Consider the following 16,156-nt stretch of genomic DNA (forward strand, 5'->3'; position numbering starts at 1 on the left):
CACCTCAGTCACATACCGGGATCAAGATCCCACACGGAACAATCACACCTGGACGCTTTCGGAAAGCGGCAGTCATCGGCCGAATCGGTGAACCAAGTTCCCCGTTTTGGCCTCTCTCTGACTGCTCAGCGGTTTCTCCGCCCGGAACGACCCAAGGCGTGACCCGATGCCCGTGACCCGTCGTCGCTTCGCGGCTCTGCTCACCGTGCTGACAGCCGGCGCCACCGGCGTGCTCTCCGTGGCCACCGGCCAGCAGACCTCGGCCGAGGCCACCCAGGAGAAGGGCCCGACCGCCGTCCTGCCCGCGAGCGTCACCGCCGGGTCGGTCGTCCAGGTCGTCGCGCACCCCGACGACGACCTCTTCTTCATGAACCCGGACCTCAGCCGTTCCCTGCTGTCCGGCACCCAGGTCACCACCGCGTACCTCACCTCCGGCGAGTCCGACGGCCGCAACGAGGCCGTCGGCGGCGCGGCCAAGGACCCCGAGCAGCCCGCCGACCGCACCCACTACGCGGAGGCCCGGCAGAACGGCATCCGCTCCGCGTACGCCCAGATGGCCACCGGCGACCGCACCAGCGCGTGGAAGCGCACGGTCATACCCACCGCCGGCGGCGGCCGGGCCGAGCTCGACGTCCTCATAGCGAAGCCGCAGGTCAACCTGGTGTGGCTGATGCTGCGCGAGGCGCGCAGCACGGGCGGGGACGCCCCCGAGAGCCTGCGCGGCCTGTGGAACGGCCGGATAGCCTCGCTGGACGCGCAGCTGACCTCCGGCACCCCGGTCAAGCAGCCGTTCTCGTACACGAAGGACCAGCTCGTCCAGTCGATAGCCGGAGTCCTGGAGCTGTACCGGCCGACGACGATACGGATGCAGGACCCGACGCCGAACCGGTACGGGGACAGCGGCCGGTACACCGACCACCAGGACCACATGTACGGGGCGCGCTTCGTGCAGGCCGCCACCGCCGCCTACGCCGCCCAGGTCCAGCGCCGCCCCCGCTTCTCGGTCCAGAGCTACCTCGGCTACCACAACAGCACCCTGCCCCACTCGCTGGACCCGCAGACGGCCGAGGCGAAGACCAACTACCTGCGGACCTACGCCTGGCAGGACCACCAGGACCACTGCGGCAGCCCCTCGGGGTGCGGCGACCGCAAGGTCGCGGGCAACCCGACCGGGCGCAACTGGGCCCAGTCGCTGCGCTACACCCGCGCCGACAGCACCTCCTGGCTGACGCAGGGAACGCCGGGCCGGCTCTGGGCGTTCGCCGTACTCGACGGCCAGATGGCGTACTGGACGCGAGGGCCCGGCGGCGACTGGGCGGGCCCGGTCCTCCTCCCGGGCACGGGCATCGACCCGGGGGCGAACACCGCCCGCCTCCCCGACGGCCGCATCGCCGTCCTCGCCACCCGCACGTCTCTCGGCTCCGCGCCCGCCGACTACCGGCGCGACGTCGTGTACGCCGTCCAGTCCGCGGCCGACGGGCCGTTCGGCCCGTGGCAGTCGCTCGGCACGCCCGAACGGACCGACGAGGAGGGCACCTCGGCGATCAGCGCCCCGGCGGCCGCCGTGGACGGGCAGGGCCTCCTCACGGTCTACCTGCGCGACTCCCGCCGCACCCTGCGCGCCACCGCCCAGCTGCCGGACGGCGGCTTCTCCCCCTGGCAGCGCCTCGGCGGCGAGGACCTGCAGGGCGACCCGGTGACGGCGGTCGACACCGCCGGGCGGCGCCACGTGTACGCCACCACCACCAAGTCCGTGCTGGCCTGGACCCAGTCCGCCGCGGGCGCCACGCTGGCCGGGCCGTCACCGACGGGCCTGCCCGCGACGACGGTCCCCCTCTCGGCCTCCCCGGAGGGCGCGGGCGTCCGCCTGTACTTCCGCCGCCCCGACTCCGGGGTCGTGCGCACCGCCCTGGTCACGGCGGGCCCCTCCGCCAGGCCCCAGGTCTCCAGCGTCGCGGAGGCGGGCGGCCGGGCCGGCTACGGCGCGGTCGGCGCCGCGGGCCGCCTCGTGGCGGGCCGCGCGGAGAGCGGCACCATCGGCACGACGGGCCTCGGCGGCCCCCCTGCCTGGACGGAATCCCGCATGCTCTTCGCCGGCGCCCCCTCGGCCGTCCTCGAACCCACCGGCACCACCACGACAGCGGTCCTGGGCCTGGACGCCGAACTCCACACGACCACCACTCCCACCACCCCCACCCACCCCACCTGGCACCGCGCGGTCCACTGACCGCCGACTATTCAGCCGCGTTCCCCGAACCGTGGAACCAGTGCGCGACGGCGCGTCTCAAGATGCGTGAAGAGGCATCAGCAGGTCCACGGGACGACTCCGGGCCGGCGGTCAATGACCACCGGCCCGGAGTGCCGTACGTGCCCCGATGGGGCTTTGAGCCGAGGTTAGAGGACCGGGAGGTTCTTGCGGAGTTCGAAGGCCGTGACCTCGCTGCGGTATTCCTCCCACTCCTGCTTCTTGTTGCGGAGGAAGTCATGTCTGCCTCAGCCACGAGGCGGCCCCTCTAAGGGCCCTATCTCAAGCAGCATCTGAGAGGCTGTCATTGGTCATCCACAGTGACCATCGGCCACCCTCCGACGGCCCAGAGACGGCCCAGGAGGGCGCTTCGCCACGACGCCGTAGTCAGAAGACCTCTGCAGTCTGAGTCAGGTCATTCGCCGTCTTCCTCGCCAGATGAGTCGGGAGACCGGACCCCGTAAATCTCTTGCAGGAAATCACCATTAGAAGCGGGATATATTCCATTCTCCGCAAGGAGATTCCAGAGAGGCTCCACAGTCAAAGCTGCTCCATATCCCAGCTCAGGGGCAGCGTGATTCGTTAGCAGCGACGATGTAACCACGCCCAATAGCCAGCCGTCCTCCGTGAGGACCGGGCCACCACTGAAGCCACCGCGCGCCATCGGAGAGATGACGAATAGAGGGTGCTTCGATCCCACGTATGGATCAACGATGGTGATGACCTCACCTCGAACTGCGACGAGCTCTGGACGTGGCGACGTCGGGATCGGCGGATACCCCAACGCGACAACTCTCATCATCACGAGACCGTCGTCGATCCAGTCGTCAAGATGCCCACCGATCTCGATGTGGTCGATCTTCCTGACCTTGTCATTGCCCCAGAAACTGACACTCTCCATGTAGTACTCAAGGGAAAAATCGGTCTTCAGTAGTGCGAGATCAACGGTTGGATCACCTGGATAGATGACCTCAACAGAATCAAGGGAAAGTTTAGCGCCGCGGTACGGAATTAGGTTCTGGAGCTGACGGTTTTCCACCACGTGCCGGGCAGTTACTAGGTAGCCGTCACCGATATGAAAGGCCGTCCCAATACCGAGCTCTCCATCATCTCCGGATGTTTCTACGCACACAAGGCAGGGCGAGTGAAGTTGATAGAAACTCAACTCCGGGATTGGCGTGGAATCAGTCGAGTCTGCCACGCAGGGCCTCCTTCTGTGACCGCGTTCCTTAGACCGAGTTGAAGTTGCCGGAAGACGATCTTAGGGCAGTAGATCATGCAACTGTCCTGCACGGTGGGTGAAGATCGGCATCCGATTCGCAGACTGACATGGGGCACCAGGAGCACTCATGGCAGGGCCATGGAATCCCCAGGGAGCTGCCCAGACGCACCGCCCGGCCGTCCATGTGAGCGATCACGTTTAGGCGAACGCGTCGCCTTCACGGCCGGGCCAAGCGAGCGTGATCCCCACGCGCTGGCACAGGGCGACCCAGCGCGACTCTGACGGCTCGCGCTCTACCCATAGGACAGCGCGCACTGAGTCCGCCCTGCCCTTGAGCCTGTCGTGGTAGTCGAGCAGTTGCCCGATGCCCGTGCGCAGCTGACGCGTCTCGTTGGCCAGCGTCAGCGACTTCACCTCGCACACCGTCAACTCGGTGGCAGTCAAACGCCACCCGAGGTCAAAGTCGGGGTCCGCGAGGCCCGGTGACAACACCTCCAGTCCTCGCGCCTCGGCCGCCTTCGCTAGGTCGTTCTGCAGCTTGCGGTGCGCCTTGAGGTTCCTCCCAACGAGATCACTGTCAGAAGGGCTGAGCTGGGCAGGGGAGGGCTCTACCGATTCGTCCGCCACTCGGTATCCACAACCGACGGGGACACTCGCCGGCTGGGTGGTACTACCGACCGGCACCAGGTGGAACCGGATGACCTTCCGCAGCGGCCCGCCACCCGTCTCCGGCGCCTCACCAAATGAATATGGCTGCCCCGGGTCCACGGCGAACTCACCGACGTACCGAACGAAGCCACGCGACCCCTCGAAGAGCCGCAACGCGAGGCCCAGACTCACGTGGTCCCGAGTGGATGCATTCCCCAAGCTGTCGAAGGTCTGGGGCCCGGTCTGGCCGTCTCCCGTGTAGTGGAACGTGCCGTCCTCAGCCCACTTGTCGAAGTAGCCGTGCTGGTGCCCCGTCTTCGGATCGCTGAACAGCAACACATTGTCCGACTTGGCACACTTACTGATGCCACCTTGGCGGCTGCCGCCGTACCGGTCGTGCAGCTCCTTGCGCTTGATGGTCTGACCGGGGAGCAGATCCCAGACGGGGGCGGCATCCCCGACCTCCCTGCTTGCGAAGGCCTCCTCGAAAGCGCCCCACTGCTCCTCCGTCACCCTGTGGGGGTTCGTGGCGAACAGGGAGCGCAGTGGGGACCGCTCCTGAAAGCGCGCGTCCTCCTGGAAACGCTGACGCGGGATCGCCTGCTTGAGCCACTCATCCATGACCAGCGGCGCATACCAGCGCGTCCCGGGGTCCTCCTGCCAGTACTCATCGGGGGCACTTGCCTGCTGCGTCGGAACGCCAGTAATTCGCCCCCTGCCGACGAGTCCGCCGCGAGGCCCCGTTACCCACATGACGAACTCGTCGCCGGCGGCCAACTCCTTGAGGTGCCGTCCGACGCTCCAGGAACTGAGGTCGTGCCCATCCTTCCGGTACCTGTCGAGCTCGAACATCTCCTGGTTGCAAGCCAGAAGCCACGTCGCCATACCCACCCCTGTTGGGTCGAGGAGATCAACCTCACGAGCCTACGGCAGGGGTACGACAAGGCACCAAGGATCTGGCTGGGGCCGATGCAGCCTGCGCCGGCTACGCGACTCTCCCAAGCCCAACCCGAGTGAGTCCCATCCACGGGGAGGCCACAGGGCAGTAGACCGGAGGCGCACGTTCGAGTGCTCGTGGAAATCTAGTTTCTGCAACGGCGCACGTCAGGCGTGGGGGGCGCCAGTCAGGCGCCTCCTGGCCGCGCGTACGTGTAGCCGGGCAACAGTTGAGGCCCCTAGACTTTCAGTCATCGATCCTTCGAACAGTGATCTTTGAGTAGAAGGAGACCGGGATGATCGATGACACTCAAATGCGCTTGTTGGCGCTCTGTGCCCTGCGCATCGAAGCGAAGAGCGTGGACTGGTCGCTGCTCGCGCGTTGCGCCCTGAATGGGCAGCTAGACAGCCTGTGTGAAGGATTCATTCCGGAAGACTCAGCCGCCGCACGCAAGGCGCTCCCTCTCCTGCGGCAGGCCCTGGCTGAGAGCCCACTCTCGCAGCACTTCGGCCGTGTCGAGGAAGAGTTGGAACTGGCCGCTACGGTGGGGGCTGGCCTAGTCACCGTGCTTGACGCCGACTACCCCGAGAACCTGCGAAACGTGGCCGACCTGCCACCATTTCTATTCTATCGCGGAGCATTGGACCACGAGGCCGATGCTCGCTCAGTTGCCGTTGTGGGAACACGACAGGTTTCGGATATCGGGCTTTCCCGCGCCAAACGCGCATCTCGGGAGCTGGGTGAAGCGGGATACTGCATCACTTCGGGTCTTGCCCGCGGGGTGGACACGGCCGCCCATCAAACGGCACTGCACTTCGGTCGCCGAACCATCGCAGTAATCGGTACAGGGATTACTCGATGCTATCCGAAGGAGAACCACGACCTCGCGGAGGAGATCGCTGAGCGCGGCGTAATCCTTTCGCAGTTCTGGCCGTCTCGCTCGCCGGGGCGCGACACGTTCCCGCGCAGGAATCACGTCACCTCCGCAGCCAGTCTGGGAACTCTCGTCATTGAGGCGTCGGGAACCTCGGGCGCCAAGATGCAGGCACGCGTGGCAGCTGAACAAGGGAGGCACGTCCTACTTCTTCGCTCGCTCGTCGACAACCAGCCATGGGCGCGCAAGATGGTGGACTCAGGCAAGGCGACCGCCGTGGGGGCGATCGAACAAATGCTCGAAATTCTCGCCACCCCCGTCCGCTCGCACGAAGCACCGCCGCAGCTACAGCTCTTGTTTGACGCTGGGTGATTGCGCGAGATCGGAACGTAGGATTAGCTTTCCCTGGGGTTCAGTCGTGAGCAGGGGGGCTGGAGTTGTCCTATCGTGTCTTCGCGCGTCCCAACCATCAGGGTTGGATGACAAGCCACTGGGTGAAGTGGTTGCGTGAACAAGGTGTGGCCCCTCCGGTCCTGCCGGATGACGCCAATGCGACGTGCCTTACTTGCCGCACACCAACCCGCGTGGGCAGTCTCGGGACGCCCTACGAGCGTTGCTTCGACTGCGCGAACACCATTTCTCGACATCTAGACGGATTCGTTCCGATCTGCTACTCCCTCCACAGCGGCTTCGAGGGTGTCTTGTGGCGCGCGAAGAATGACGCATCTGCGGGCTGGTTGCGCATGCCTCTGGGCGCACTCCTTTGGTCGTTCCTGAAGAGCCACGAGCGCTGCATAGAGACAGCGTATGGGGGGCCGTTTGATCTGAGGATCACCATGCCCTCCCACTCGTCTACGCGTGGCGGGGTGAGTCACCTTGACAGGGTCGTTAATTGCGTCAGAAACTTCTCACAATCCTGGGATAGCTCGACACTCGTCAAAAATGACGCATCGAAAGCTGATACGCGGCGAGGGCGGGCGGTCGGGGATCTCTTTTCGGCGAGCTCGATAGTGGCGGGAAAACGGGTACTTGTTCTCGATGACACGTTTACCACCGGGGGCACCTTGGCAAGCGCCGCACGAGCTCTCAAAGATGGCGGCGCCCGAACGGTCGTGGGGATTTCCTTCGGTCGACAGCTATCCGCGGAGTGGAGCGATTCCAGGAACTTGGTTGCCACACTGCCACAAAGGGTGCTTGATCTAGATAGCTGCGTGGTTCACGGAATCCACTCCTCAGATCCGTTTTCAGAGGTATTTAGGCGCCGGCGATGACAGGGAGCCGACGTGCAGCCGCTGAGCCGAGACGCATTTCCTGAAATCCGTCCTTAAGTGCAACGCTCAACCCGGTGAGCCCGGACAGCTCCCCTCCCGGCTGTCCGAACTGCAGCATTGGAAGTGCGCCACGCGTCAATAGCGCGCGTCAGTGCCACGTTGACAGAAGGCCACGGCAGCATCGTCACCAGCCTTGTACCGGGGCCACCGGTGCCCATGAGGGTCTGTCCCCTCCACCTTACGAACCGTGGCAATCAGCGCTGCGGGGCCCTCCCTGCGCAGTTGGGCGAACACGTCCCCCCAAGAGGCCATCTGATACTCGGTGACGAGCCGTGAGACGCCGTCCGAAACTACGGCGGCCGACCGAACCTCGCTCAGCTTCGCAGTGCCCGTCAGTGCGTGAAACGCTGCCTCCGCCTCCGCAGCGGCCACCCAGTAGCCCTCGGGAGTGTTCCGAATCTGCCGTTGAGCTGCCACCAGCCTGGCCACGCTGGCTCGGTGGTCCGGGGAGCCCGTCGCGTGGCGCTCCGTTTCGGCCCTCAGGTCTTGGCAAACGTCGTCCACCCGAAGATCGGTCAGCGTCGTGAACCCCTCTGGCCCCTGAAGCACGATCGGCGAGTCTGCCAGGACTAGATGATCGATCCGATCCGACCGCTCTCGGAGAATGGCCACGGTTGCCGACGGCGTGCCTGGGTTCTTCAAGTCGCAGGTCTGGTGAAGCTTCGCTACTCGTTCCAGGGCTGACGCCAACGCGTCTGGTAGTGGCACGCCAGGGTCCGCAAGAGCAGCGACGATATGGCCACCCAGTTGGGCGACGTACCAAGGCACGCCGTGGACACACCCAGTGTCCAAGCCTGCCGTACTGAGCCCGTCAAGGACCACTGCGAACGTCGGGGTACCCGCCACCCAGTCCTCGTTAGGCGATGAGCCGCCGGCCTGGGTCGCAACGCTGACCTGCATGTTATCCCTCGTGTCGGTAGAGCGGCGTAACCCTCTTGCTCTCCAGGACTTCCAGAGTCTTGGGGTCATAGCGGCAAGAGATCAGGGTCGAGAAGCGTCGCGTGCGAACCTCGCGGTACAGCTCGGGAAGGTTGTTCTCCAGGTAGTGAACGACGCCGTTCGCCCCAATAGCGTGGATACCGGCGGCATAGAGGAATGTTCCTCGACCATCGAGCCGTGGGAGACGCGCAAGGTACCCGTAGTCTGCCGCCGATCCGTCCTCGTCCATGGGGGACCGGAATCGCTCATCGGCCTTAAGGTCTACGAGATGCCATGCCCTGTCCTTCTCGAAACGAAGGTAGTCGTCGCCTTCAAGCACCTGGGCGATGATCGGTGACAGCCGCGGCCCGCAGACCACTACGTGGTTGTCCCGGTTGAGGTTAACCATGCCGCTTGGCGGGATCACCTCATAGTGCGCATCCAGCTTCAGCGTCGCCAGGAGCTTCCTGAGTCGATCGAAATTCCCCAGGTCTTCTCGCGCGACCACTTCGCCCGGGTTCTCCTCGGGTGACTTGCCAGCTTCGTACTTGCCACCGAGCGAGATCGTCATGAGGTCTGTACCGAAGAAGGCACGTTCCGGCGGGGGGCCCTGAGAGGCCAACTGGCCGACACGACCGCGACTCACGCCCAGGAGCGCGGCGATCTCTGACTGCGACATGCCCGATGCTGCTGCCTCCTCGATCGCCTCTCGCCTGATACGCGAAAGCTCGATCACGCGCCCCTGGTAGTCCGCCAAGAGGTCGATCGCGGCTTTCGCGCGCTCCACAGGCACTTTGACCTGCGCAACCCGCTGCATCTCTTCGTGCATCTCATCCTCCGCGCTTAGGGGGCCTTGCAATCATACCGCGAGGGGGGCTTGACGACCACGCCGCGACTGCCTACCTTGGCTATCAGATCGGCGCATAGGCCCCCTAGGCAAGCAGTTGCGTGGGGGCCTAACACGCCTATGACCTGCACTTCTGCACGACCAGGAGCCCCGCGACGGACGGGGGGAGGCGACCCGGCGCCTTGTCATTCACCGGAGGGCTTAGACCGAAAGGTCACGTCTCCATACGCCTTCGCCAGGCCTCAAGCCTGAAGGAGACATTGCAGTAACCAGCCTCGCCGCAGACCTCTCAGGCTGCGGCCGGTTGCCTCCTCCGCCCGTCCGGCGCCCATGCGCTGTACGGGCGGGGTTGAGGGGAGCCGGAGTAGTTCTTCCTGCTTCACCCCTATCGCAGTGCAGCCCCCGGCGTTCCCGCGCCGGGGGCTGCTGAGTCCCGTTCCTCTCTCGAAGGAGCAAGACCCATGAAGTCCATCGCTGCACTTCACGACGTTGTTACCCCGTGGTCCGACGATCTGGAGCCGTCGGACGCGGAGCTGGACGCGATCGAGACCGAGATGCCCGTGGTCCTGGCCGAGGTCGAATTGCTCGATGCGCTGATCGCGCTGCTGGACCGGCCGGCGTTCGAGTTCGACGCCCGCCGCATCCGGCGGGCTCGCAACCGGGTCCTGGCGGCCCGGCGGGAGCTGGCCAACCGCACCGCCGGCGCAAGCGTGGCGGGGGACGCGGCATGAGCAAGCAGATCTTTGGAGCGCAGTTGTCGTTGCGCTGTTGCGGCACCACCGCCCCGGAACGCACGGCCGGCCCATGCTGGCAGCTGTACGTGGCCCAGACCGGTCTGGTCAGCGAGTGGCCCACCTTCACCTGGCCCACGTCCACCGAGATCCCGAGCGTTCACGCGCGGCAGGCGGCCCTTGCGTACCTCGGGTTCACGCTCGCCGAGGACGCCGAATGGGAGTGGACGGAGCACACCGGCCCCGACTACCACCCCCACCCCGCGCGGGTCCTCCTCCTGGGCTCGGTCAAGGTCCGGCCGCTGGAAAGCGGGGCGGCATGAACACCGTTCACCTGCGTTCAGCGGAACGCGCGCTGGCCGTGGGCACGTGGCTGATCGTGGGCGGGGCGATGCTCTACTCCGTCCTCACGGTCACCCCGCTGATGGCCGCCCACACCCCCGGCGCATGGGTGTGGACGGCGCCGATCCTGCCGCTCGTGGTCGATGCGGCCGTGGTCATCGTGGTCCGCCTCGACTCCGTCCTGGCCCGACTCGGCGGGCACGGCGGCGCCTGGCCGGTAGCCCTGCGGTGGATGACCGGCGCCATGACCCTCGCCCTCAACATCGGCGCGTCCGCCCTGGTCGGGGACCTGGTCGGCGTCGCCATCCACTCCGTCGCACCCCTCCTCCTGATCGTGACAGCGGAGGCCGGTCTCGCCTACCGGCGGGCCCTGACCGCCGCCGTGCGAGCACTGGAAGCCGAGCAGCACGCCAAGGAGCAAGCACGGGCGAAGGCGGTCCAGGACCGCGAGGACGCCCGCGAACAGCGGGCCCGTGAACGCCGCGAGCACGAGGCGTCCATCGCCCGTGAACAGCGTGAACACGAAGCCCGCCTCATCCGCGAGGAGGCCGAACGACAGGACCGTATCCGCCGCGAAGCACAGGAGCGGGCTGAAGCAAACGAGCGGGCGGAGCGCGAGGCCCGTGAACGCCGTGAACGCGAGCGTGAACAGCAGCAGGCCGAGCGTGAACGCCTTGAACGCCAGGCCGCGCAGCAGCGCGAACTGGAGGCCCAGCAGCGGGCCGAGCGTGAACGTCAGGCCCGCGCCGATCAGGCCGAGCGTGAACGTCGTGAACAGATCCGTGAACAGGAACGCATCGAGCGTGAACGCGCCGCGCTGCTGGCCGCCGGACCACCGGAAAAGAAGCTCCTTGAGGAACCGGCCCTCGCCACCGTCCGCGCCGCCTTCGAGGCCGGACTCCCCGTTCGGGTCGCCGCGGAACTGACCGGCTGGTCCGTCGGCTGGGCCTCCACCCGCTACCAGGAACTGCGCGACGCGAACACCGCCCCCGCCCTGGAAGGAGCCACCCAGTGAAGCTCTCCCCGAACAGCGCCCCGGCCGAGCCGGACGACCTGCTGATCCGGATGCACAACCAGATCGGCGCCGCCATCGACGTCAAGGGCACCGTCAACCGGGCCCGCTGGTCATGCCACGGATGCGGCGAGACCCACGTCGACTACCACCTGAGCATCACTCGTGATGACGCCAACGGGCACGCAGCGACGTGCCGGGCCGCCTACCACCGGCTGCACTGATGGCGAACCTGCCCGTCTACTCCTGGCGCCTCGCCCCGGACGGCTTGGCCACCCGCCGACAGCTCCGCTCACTAGGTCTCCGGCCAGGTGGACAGGACGTCGTCGCCCAGCTTGAACGCCCCCGCCGACGTCGGGGCCCGATGGTCGCCTACCTGTACCGGCTCGACCGGGCCAAGCCGGTCCGCCCGATGACCACACGGAAAGCCGCGGCCCTCGCCAAGGCGAACGCGGCCCGCCGCACCTGCCCTCAATGCCGCCGGGATGCCGGGTACGTGATCCCGGCCTCGCTCGGCATGTGCAACCCGTGTGCGTACCCCGATGAACAGCGCGTCGCCTGAACCACTCAACAGGGCCCGACCAGCCGCCTCCTACAGCACCGGCCGGGCCCTCTTCTCCCGTGAAGGAGCACGTTCAGCATGACCGAGATCCTCACCGAACCGCAGGCTCCCCCCGAAGAAACCACCTCCACCCCCGCCCAGCCGGAAGCCGACAAGCCCGCGCCTGCCAAGGACGTTGAGCACACCCCGGGCGGTTTCCCCGTGGTGCCGCTCTCCTTGTCCGGGGCGAACACCACGGCGGGTCTGCTCGCCGCCTCCGCTCTGGTCGGTGGGCCGATCGCGGCGGCGGTCGCGATGACCGGCGCTGCAGTCCTGGGAACCGCCGCCGTCCGGCGCCGCTCCAAGACCGGCGCGAAGAAGACTGCGGCCAAACCGTCCCAGGGCGCCGGCCGGACCCCGGGCGGAAGCGGCGGCCGTGGCCTCTTGGGTCGGGTCCCCGCACAGTCCCGCACCGCACCGCGTGCCGGTGGCGGCACCGGCACTCGCAAGGCCGCTGGTGGGCAGGCCCGGCATCGTGCGGGCGGCCCTGCTGGTGCCCGGTCCGGTTCGACCGTGGGCAAGACGGGGTCGCCGTCGGCCCGTCAGCGGGCCGCCCGTGCGGCTGCCGGTCTGGCCGGCGGCCGGGCCGGGCAGCTCCAGGCACTGCGCTCCCAGGCCCGTACGCAGTCGCCGACCCGGGCGGCTGCCCGTGCGGCGACAGTGCAGGCCCGCCGCCAGGTGGCCGACGCCCGCCGGGCGACGAAAGCCGCCGAGCGCGCGGCCTCGACCGCCGCGAAGCCGCGGGGGGTGGCGGCGCGGACCCTGGCGAAGGGCATGGGCGAGGCCGCCTCCGTTCGGGACAAGGCCGTCGGCGCCGTCCGGTCGGCGCGGGATCGCAGTAGCGGCCGGGCCGTGGCCGCCGGCCGTCAGGGTGTTCGGTCGGCGGCGCACCGGGCGAGGGTCGCCCAGCTCAAGGCCCCCGGCCAGAAGGCCGCCCGCAAAGCCCTGCTCCGCTCTGCCGCCCGCTTCCAAGGGCGGCGGGCGCTGGCCGCGCTGTGCGGGCTGCTGGCCGGGGTGGTCGGCCTGGTCACCACTCCGCTCGGGCGAAAGCTCGGCTGGGCGTGGCTGATGCACCCCGGCCGCCGCCTCTACCGCCTCCTCGCCGGCCGCGCCGAAGCCGAGCGCGAAGCACGGGACGAGGAGATCCGCGCCCGGCTCGACCAGGACGAGAAGGACGCCGAGCAGGAAGCGGCGGCCGAGCTGGAGCAGGACGACGAGCAGCAGATCACCGACCGGGTCGAGCGGCCCGAAGGACAGGTACCCGCACCCCCCGTCAGCGAAGGAGCACACGTCATGGACAGCAACACGTCCGGGTTCAGGTTCGAGGAACTGGCCGCCGAGATGGAGCAGGCCGCCCAGTCCTACGAGCCCGAGAGCGCGATGGAGATCCTCGCGATGATCGAGGGACTGCCCCAGGCCCTCGCCTCGATCGCGAACATCATGCAGATCCTCGCGGAGCGCTCCGACTCGGAGTTCCCGCTGGAGAAGGAAGTCGCGGGCGGCTTCAACGACATCTACGGCGCCATCAACTCCGCCATCGCCGTCGCCGAGGACCTGGGCGCCGTCTTCCGGCAGGCCCACGAGGCCGACATCGCCCGCCACGAGGACCCCCGCAACGGCCCCGACGCCGAGAAGGGCTGGAACGTCTGATGACCACCACTTCCGCCATCAAGCACGAGGGTCTCGCCCTGGACTGGGCCGCCGGACACGGACCCGTCACCGGGGCCCTGTCCGCGACCACGGGCGCGTTCGCCGTCGCCACCGTCGGGACCCTCGCCCACATGCCGCCCACCTGGGCCCTCGCGGTCGGTACGGTCGGCGCGATCGGCCACACCGCGACCGGCATGCGCCAGAAGCTGGCCGGCCGCACCATCGGCGCCCGCGCCGCGTCCTGGCTCCTCGGCTCCGGCTGGACCACCTGGGCACTCGCCACCAACCCCCTGACCTGGACCGCGCTGGGCTCCCTCGCGGTGATCGGGGTCGGAATGGGCGCCGCCGCCCGCTCCGTCGGCTTCTACGAGGAAGCCCGCGAACTGGAGGCGCTCGCGGCGGCCGAGCGGCAGGTGGCCCGGGAACTCAGCGCGGAGCGGCGCGAGATCGCCGCCGAGTGGGTCGACCGCATCGAACGGGTCTGCCACATCACCATCAAGGTCCTGGCGGTGGAGATGTGGCCGACCGGGGCCGGGTTCACCATCGACGCCGAACTCCCGCCCGGCGGCATCACCTACGCCAAGATCGCCACCGAGTCCGCGCGGCTGTCCGCCGATGCGCGGCTGCCGCACGGCTGCACCGCCACCGCGAGCCGCGGCATCCACCAAGGTCGGGTCCTGATCGACGTGACGACGGTCAACGTCCTGGAACAGGAGATGCCCTACCCGTCGAACTACGGGCCGCTGTCGGTCCTGACAGGCATCCCGTGGGGCGTGCGGACGAACGCTGACGAGGTGCCGGTGTTCCTGCGTGAGCAGTGCGCGCTGGTCGTCGGTCCGACCGGGTCGGGCAAGACCAACATGGTCCACACGATCCTGGCCGGGTTCGCCCGCTGCACCGACGTCATCACCTGGGTCATCGACCTGAACGCCGGATCGGCCGGCCTGCCCTGGGTCCGCACCGAGACCACCGGCGGGGAGGCGGTGCGGCCGGGGATCGACTGGCTCGCCTCCACCCACGAAGAGGCCCTGCTGATGCTGGACACCGCGATCCGGGTGGCCAAGCACCGCAAGATGGCCTACCAGGACCTCATGTCCAAGGCGAACACCGACCTCCTGCCGGTGAGCGCGCAGATCCCGCAGATCGAGATCGTCATCGATGAGGGCGCCGAGATCCTCGCCTCGACCGACAAGCAGCACCGCGTTCTCGCCCGGAAGATCCTGGAGGTCATCCGGATCGCCCGCGCCATGGCGCTCCGTACCGTGCTGACCGCGCTGGGCGCGACTGGCGCCGTCCTGGGGGATCTGATGATCCGCCGTGAGGCCAAGGTTCGCGCGGCCCTGACCGGCGGAGAGACCGAGGGCATGGACCTGTCCAAGCTGTTCCCCGGCTCCCGAGGGCTCAAGGTCGACCAGGCCCCGTACAAGGGCGCCGGGTTCCTGGGCACGCCCGAATCCGGGATCGGCCTGTTCAAGTCCTGGCGGATCAAGCCTGCCCAGATCCGCGACATCGTCATCGCCACCTCCGACCGACACCCCCGCCTCGACGCGGTCTCCGCGAAAGCCGCGGGCCCCGACTACGCCCGCCGCTGGGACCAGTCACGCACCGTCTGGATCACCGAGCACCACACCACCCCGGCCGACGAGACCCAGGCGCCGGCGGGCGGTGCGGGCCTGAACCTCTCCGCCCTCCGCAGTGACCCCACCCCGGCCACCCCGGCGGTGGACGCGGTCGACGCCGAGTTCGAGCGGCTCATCGGCATCGAGTTCACTGACGCCCCCCAGCCCCAGACCCCCGACACCCCACAGGAGCCCGACGAGGCGAAGCCGGAACGGACGGGGCTGAACCTGTCCGCGCTCCGCGACGACAAGGAGACCGGGCCGATGTGGCTCCCGGACGCGATCACCGCGATCCGCGCGGCCGGTGCAGAGGGCATGAAGCCCGCCGCCGTCGCCGACCTCGTCGGCCGCAGCCGCGAAGCCGTCCGCAAGACCCTCAAGGCCGCCGCCGAACGCGGCGAACTCCACTACCGCGACCGGGGCCCGCACTCCGTCTACGTCCACCCCGACCACGCCTGAACGGCCACACACCGCTACCGCCTACTGCCTACCGCCAAATTGGCAGTAACCCCCGATACGGGCCTCCTACTGCCCACCAGGCGCCTTCACCAGCCGTTTTGGCAGTAGGCAGTACCGGGTTGGCAGTAGGCAGTAGGCAGTAGGCAGTAGCCGCACACACGCAGAGCGACCACCCACGCGGGCGGCCCACCACCAACGGGGCCGCCCGCACCGCGTCCAGGAGCCTGCAATGCCCTATGAGCACACGACCACGAGCACCCCCCAGCCCGCCCGCTACGGCGACCCCATCTATTACCCCACTCCCGTCCAGCACCCCGGAATGGCAATCGCGGAACTCCCGCCCAGGGTCGAGCTGGTCACCCTCCCCAACGGCTACCGCACCCTCGCCTACACCCACCCCACCCCGCCGCCGCCCGCCCCGGCCGCCCAGCCGATCCCGGTCTGGGCCAAGACCACCGCCCTCCTCGCCCCGACCCTCGGCGGCGGGATCGCCGCCGCCGGATTCGGGATCTCCTACGCCGCCCCGGGACTGATCGCCATGACCGACGCCCTCTGGGCCGCCATCGCCCTCATCGCCGCCGGCACCCTCGCCCCACTCCTCCTCCGCGCCGGACGCGGACCGGACCGAGGGACCGCTCCCGTCCAGCACGTCACCCAGAACATCACCGCGTCCGGAATGTTCGGCCGCGCCACCGGGACCCTCAACAACCGCTGAAAGGA

The 16,156-nt window shown here is 68.1% G+C and carries 15 protein-coding genes and 1 pseudogene; 11 read left to right on the forward strand and 5 right to left on the reverse strand.

Features of this window, described 5'->3' with window-relative positions; all coding sequences use genetic code 11:
• Window positions 1–166 precede the first annotated feature (166 nt).
• Window positions 167–2,227 carry a PIG-L family deacetylase gene (locus tag IF88_RS40875; RefSeq protein ID WP_037807082.1) on the forward strand — a complete coding sequence of 687 codons (2,061 nt, stop codon included), beginning with the start codon at window positions 167–169 and terminating at the stop codon, window positions 2,225–2,227.
• Window positions 2,228–2,394: 167 nt separating this feature from the next.
• Here the strand turns inward: IF88_RS40875 and IF88_RS49650 are convergent.
• From IF88_RS49650 to IF88_RS0126195, 3 genes and pseudogenes are all read right to left on the reverse strand, one after another.
• Window positions 2,395–2,481 (reverse strand): annotated as a pseudogene (locus IF88_RS49650) (glutamine synthetase); the annotation flags it as partial.
• A 179-nt stretch (window positions 2,482–2,660) separates the two neighbouring features.
• Entirely contained in the window at window positions 2,661–3,446 is a 786-nt protein-coding gene (locus IF88_RS44135; protein ID WP_078893151.1) for a S1 family peptidase, read from the reverse strand.
• 219 nt (window positions 3,447–3,665) lie between these two features.
• The gene (locus IF88_RS0126195) at window positions 3,666–4,967 is read right to left on the reverse strand and encodes an EVE domain-containing protein (RefSeq protein WP_234323705.1); all 1,302 of its coding nucleotides are present in this window, start codon (window positions 4,965–4,967) and stop codon (window positions 3,666–3,668) included.
• A 380-nt stretch (window positions 4,968–5,347) separates the two neighbouring features.
• On the opposite strand from IF88_RS0126195, the gene IF88_RS0126200 reads away from it, so the two are divergent.
• Both IF88_RS0126200 and IF88_RS49655 read left to right on the forward strand, forming a co-directional pair.
• Window positions 5,348–6,298, forward strand: coding sequence for a DNA-processing protein DprA (locus tag IF88_RS0126200; protein ID WP_037807084.1), 951 nt, complete (start codon window positions 5,348–5,350; stop codon window positions 6,296–6,298).
• Window positions 6,299–6,762: 464 nt separating this feature from the next.
• On the forward strand, window positions 6,763–7,197 hold the full coding sequence (locus tag IF88_RS49655; protein WP_420711005.1) for a ComF family protein: 435 nt from the start codon (window positions 6,763–6,765) through the stop codon (window positions 7,195–7,197).
• A 135-nt stretch (window positions 7,198–7,332) separates the two neighbouring features.
• Here IF88_RS49655 and IF88_RS0126205 read toward each other — a convergent pair whose 3' ends face one another.
• Entirely contained in the window at window positions 7,333–8,157 is an 825-nt protein-coding gene (locus IF88_RS0126205) for a protein phosphatase 2C domain-containing protein (protein ID WP_030717355.1), read from the reverse strand.
• A gap of 1 nt (window position 8,158) precedes the next feature.
• Window positions 8,159–9,004 carry a sigma factor-like helix-turn-helix DNA-binding protein gene (locus IF88_RS0126210; RefSeq protein ID WP_030717358.1) on the reverse strand — a complete coding sequence of 282 codons (846 nt, stop codon included), beginning with the start codon at window positions 9,002–9,004 and terminating at the stop codon, window positions 8,159–8,161.
• Between the two features lie 479 nt (window positions 9,005–9,483).
• Between IF88_RS0126210 and IF88_RS0126215 the strand changes: the two genes are divergently transcribed.
• From IF88_RS0126215 to IF88_RS0126250, 8 genes are all read left to right on the forward strand, one after another.
• Window positions 9,484–9,753 carry a DUF6284 family protein gene (locus IF88_RS0126215; protein ID WP_030717361.1) on the forward strand — a complete coding sequence of 90 codons (270 nt, stop codon included), beginning with the start codon at window positions 9,484–9,486 and terminating at the stop codon, window positions 9,751–9,753.
• Window positions 9,750–10,076, forward strand: coding sequence for a DUF6303 family protein (locus IF88_RS0126220; RefSeq protein WP_030717364.1), 327 nt, complete (start codon window positions 9,750–9,752; stop codon window positions 10,074–10,076). Before IF88_RS0126215 ends, IF88_RS0126220 begins: the two co-directional genes overlap by 4 nt.
• Window positions 10,073–11,110, forward strand: coding sequence for a hypothetical protein (locus IF88_RS0126225; RefSeq protein ID WP_030717367.1), 1,038 nt, complete (start codon window positions 10,073–10,075; stop codon window positions 11,108–11,110). Before IF88_RS0126220 ends, IF88_RS0126225 begins: the two co-directional genes overlap by 4 nt.
• Window positions 11,107–11,331 carry a hypothetical protein gene (locus IF88_RS0126230; protein WP_030717370.1) on the forward strand — a complete coding sequence of 75 codons (225 nt, stop codon included), beginning with the start codon at window positions 11,107–11,109 and terminating at the stop codon, window positions 11,329–11,331. Before IF88_RS0126225 ends, IF88_RS0126230 begins: the two co-directional genes overlap by 4 nt.
• Window positions 11,331–11,669 carry an RRQRL motif-containing zinc-binding protein gene (locus tag IF88_RS0126235; RefSeq protein ID WP_030717373.1) on the forward strand — a complete coding sequence of 113 codons (339 nt, stop codon included), beginning with the start codon at window positions 11,331–11,333 and terminating at the stop codon, window positions 11,667–11,669. The genes IF88_RS0126230 and IF88_RS0126235 overlap by 1 nt, the downstream gene beginning before the upstream one ends.
• Before the next feature lie 78 nt (window positions 11,670–11,747).
• Window positions 11,748–13,358, forward strand: a complete 1,611-nt coding sequence (locus tag IF88_RS0126240) for a hypothetical protein (RefSeq protein WP_030717382.1) — start codon at window positions 11,748–11,750, stop codon at window positions 13,356–13,358.
• Complete coding sequence (locus IF88_RS0126245; RefSeq protein WP_051837571.1) at window positions 13,358–15,436, forward strand: hypothetical protein; 2,079 nt, start codon at window positions 13,358–13,360, stop codon at window positions 15,434–15,436. Before IF88_RS0126240 ends, IF88_RS0126245 begins: the two co-directional genes overlap by 1 nt.
• Window positions 15,437–15,665: 229 nt before the next feature.
• Window positions 15,666–16,151 (forward strand): hypothetical protein, encoded by a 486-nt coding sequence (locus IF88_RS0126250; protein WP_030717391.1) that lies wholly within the window; start codon window positions 15,666–15,668, stop codon window positions 16,149–16,151.
• Window positions 16,152–16,156: the final 5 nt, after the last annotated feature.

The organism is Streptomyces sp. NRRL F-2580 (assembly GCF_000720115.1).
In the GTDB taxonomy this organism is placed as follows: domain Bacteria; phylum Actinomycetota; class Actinomycetes; order Streptomycetales; family Streptomycetaceae; genus Streptomyces.